The organism is Caldicoprobacter sp. (assembly GCF_047459465.1).
GTDB lineage: Bacteria > Bacillota > Clostridia > Caldicoprobacterales > Caldicoprobacteraceae > Caldicoprobacter.
The window spans coordinates 1-3,005 of record NZ_VSCO01000187.1 but is presented as its reverse complement, the minus strand read 5'-3'; the positions used below and the strand labels follow the sequence as shown (position 1 = coordinate 3,005).

Genomic DNA, 3,005 nt, shown 5'->3' with positions numbered 1-3,005 from the left:
AGCAGTATCAGCAGCAGAGCGTCATGACGGCTAGCCCGGGAGAACTGGTTGTCATGCTTTACAACGGCTGCATACGGTTCATCAAACAGGCCATAGAATGCATAAACGGCAAGGACCTGATGGGAGCACACAACGCTATAATAAGGGCGCAGGATATCATTGTAGAGTTTATGTCCACACTGGATATGAAGTATGAGATATCCCACAATTTGTTGGCCCTTTATGATTACCTGCACAGGCGCCTTGTGGAGGCCAACATTAAAAAAGATACGGCCATATTGGAAGAGGTGCTAACGTTTATGACCGAGCTTCGCGATACTTGGGCCGAGGCTGTAAAGATTACGCGAAAGCAGATATACAAGAAGGAGTAGCGATAAGTTTGAGTATGGTGGAGAATGAAAAGAGGGAAATTAATCAAAAGGTAAATGAGGGATTAAAGAGGCTCCTTGAGCTTGCTGAGGCCAAAAAACGCCGTATGGAGCAGATCTTTGAGCTTACCCGTAAGCAGTCGGAGGTTTTGTCGGCCGACCAGGTGGATAAGCTGCTGGAATATATTGATGATAAGCAGGAGCATATCGATGCCATAAAGGCTCTGGATGAGAAGTTTAGTGGTATCTTTGAGGGGATAAAGGATGAAGTAAACCGTGCTGATTTCGAGCGTTATAACCCTGAAGGGTATGATCTGTATATCAAACTTCGTGCCAGTGTCAGCCAGATAAAGGATATGGTGGAGGCCATTTATAACCTTGAAGTTCAAAATCAAAACAGGGTCCAGGAAGTTATACAGGATGTCAAGGCTAGGATAACCAGTATAAGTAAGGGAAAGAAGGGCTACAGCGCCTACAAACAGTCGGTTCCTCAGGCAGGGGGCGTATTTATCGATCAAAGGAAGTAGCCTTTCTTGTAGCGACTGGTGATGCACCGCCTTTAAGCGATGCGCAGAGGTTTTACGTTTGGGATGGCAATTTTTATAATTTTCGAGCAGGAGGCCATTTCACATTGCAGGCGGCGTGTAAAGTGCGCCGCTTTTTGTTTTACCATAGTGAAGTTCGTGTATCCTATGAATATAGAATTTTTGAATTATATAATGGTATTATGATTCAACAGGGATTTAATGCGTAGTAGCCAAAGGAGATGCAAAGGAGGTTTTATATGAGCAAGTATACTGGTCTCAGCATGAGGGTCATCGTTCTATCAGGCTTGCTGATAGCCCTGAACATAGTTTTGACCAGCTTTCTTGCCATCCCCGGCGTCATAAGCTTTGGCGGCTTTCCCATCATTTTTGGCGGTATAGTGCTGGGCCCCGTCGCAGGAGGTATCATAGGCGCCATAGGCGACGTGCTCAGCTTTATAGTTCGTCCCAGCGGGACGTTTATGCCGCATTTTACATTGACCTCGGCCTTGACCGGCATCATACCCGGCATCATGGTCAGGCTGCTAAAAGTTGATTTTGAGAGGCCCTCATTGTGGAAGGTGCTGGCGTCCATATTGCTGGGGCAAACCATAACCTCGGTCATAATGGTGCCCTATTTCAGGAATATACTGTTTGGGCATCCTCTGTGGCTGACCATGACAAAGGCCGCAAGCAGGCAGCTTCTTAACATTCCTCTGTATTCTGTGGTAATAACCATTTTGCTAAGGGTGTTGTCCAGAGCAGGGATTATCGACCTGGTAAACTGGAAGAAAAATAAAAATTTGTAGTTGCTTTTTTTGATGGAAGGGTATATAATGTACGTAAATGCTCAATATTTGGTCCTTGAATTCGGCCCGAATCCGTGACAGCTGCAGTTATCCAAAGGCTGTCTCTTGCGGTGTGAAGCGATGCCGATGGATATGTGCAGGCTATGACATGGCAGGCTGTAGAGCCTGGCGGTGAGAAGGCGCTTTGTTGTTTTGCGTGGTCCATTGGTTTTCCGGTGGAAATAATCCCTACGGAAATTCATAACGGTGCACAAAGGAGCCTGGGTCACTGATCCCTCTACCCCCTGCTTTGATCATAGCTAAGGGATAGCAGCGTTGGTGGAGAAGGGTAGAAGGCAGGGATTCAGATGGCGAGCACAAAAAATATTATCAAAGCGAGGGATTATTTCCATGTATCAGGACAAAGTACTGGTGTGCAAAGATTGCGGTAAGGAGTTCGTTTTCACCGCAGGAGAACAGAAGTTTTACGCTGAAAAGGGATTTCAGAATGAGCCTGTTCGCTGCAAAGCCTGCCGCGATGCCAGAAAGGCCAGCAGGAGAAACGGAGTGAATGGCAAGAGGGAGCTGTATGATGCAGTGTGTGCCGATTGCGGTGCGCCTACGAAGGTTCCATTCGTTCCAAGGGAAGACAGACCTGTTTATTGCAGTGAGTGCTATAGAAATCACAGATAAAGTTTAGCTGGTCAACAAGAGCTCTGGACCAATCCAGAGCTTTTTTATTTGCCCTCCGTTTGTCGAAAATTGCGCTCCGTATGCATGTAAATAAATGGATATTCAGCTTTTATCCACACAAAAAAGTGCCAAAAACGTAGTTATACACAGGGTTATCCACATTATCCACAGGCATTTTATTCACATATCCACAATAATGCAAAGGTATATCAAGACCACGTGACATTATATGTCAGAAATTGGAGCATTTTTGTTTTATAAATATGCATTGATTTTTTGTAAATATTCGTTTATAATTAACAAAGTGGTTTATATTTTATGGGAAAAAGATTGGAGGAGATGGTTAATGAAGCGCGTGCTCGTATTTATTCTTACCCTTGCAATGGTGTTTTTATTCATAGGTTGCGGTAACAAGATCGATACCATGGAGCGCATAAAGGGAAACAACAAGATCATATGGGGTACCAATGCGGCTTTTGCGCCATTTGAGATGAGAGAGGGAGACCAGGTCATCGGCATTGATGCCGAGATTGCCAAGAGGATCGCCGATAAGCTGGGCGTGGAGCTGGTAGTTGAGGACATGGAGTTTGACGCTTTACTGCCGGCTTTGGTATCGGGGAAGATAGACTTCA

General features: G+C 45.3%; 5 protein-coding genes. All 5 read left to right on the top strand.

The window, feature by feature from the left end; genetic code table 11:
* Nucleotides 1-371 (top strand): flagellar export chaperone FliS (gene fliS / locus FWJ59_RS09095; RefSeq protein WP_414481619.1); only part of this gene is annotated, 371 nt, incomplete at its 5' end.
* 14 nt (nucleotides 372-385) lie between these two features.
* Nucleotides 386-895, top strand: a complete 510-nt coding sequence (flgN, locus tag FWJ59_RS09090; RefSeq protein ID WP_414481620.1) for a flagellar export chaperone FlgN — start codon at nucleotides 386-388, stop codon at nucleotides 893-895.
* Between the two features lie 257 nt (nucleotides 896-1,152).
* Nucleotides 1,153-1,701, top strand: a complete 549-nt coding sequence (locus FWJ59_RS09085) for a folate family ECF transporter S component (protein WP_414481618.1) — start codon at nucleotides 1,153-1,155, stop codon at nucleotides 1,699-1,701.
* Between the two features lie 390 nt (nucleotides 1,702-2,091).
* Nucleotides 2,092-2,373, top strand: coding sequence for a zinc-ribbon domain containing protein (locus FWJ59_RS09080; RefSeq protein ID WP_414481617.1), 282 nt, complete (start codon nucleotides 2,092-2,094; stop codon nucleotides 2,371-2,373).
* Between the two features lie 346 nt (nucleotides 2,374-2,719).
* On the top strand, nucleotides 2,720-3,005 hold a 286-nt coding region (locus tag FWJ59_RS09075), incomplete at its 3' end, for a transporter substrate-binding domain-containing protein (RefSeq protein ID WP_414481616.1).

Coding starts and splice junctions, on each gene's coding strand:
- flgN (WP_414481620.1), top strand. CDS start 386: ATGGTGGAGAATGAAAAGAGGGAAATTAATCAAAAGGTAAATGAGGGA.
- FWJ59_RS09085 (WP_414481618.1), top strand. CDS start 1,153: ATGAGCAAGTATACTGGTCTCAGCATGAGGGTCATCGTTCTATCAGGC.
- FWJ59_RS09080 (WP_414481617.1), top strand. CDS start 2,092: ATGTATCAGGACAAAGTACTGGTGTGCAAAGATTGCGGTAAGGAGTTC.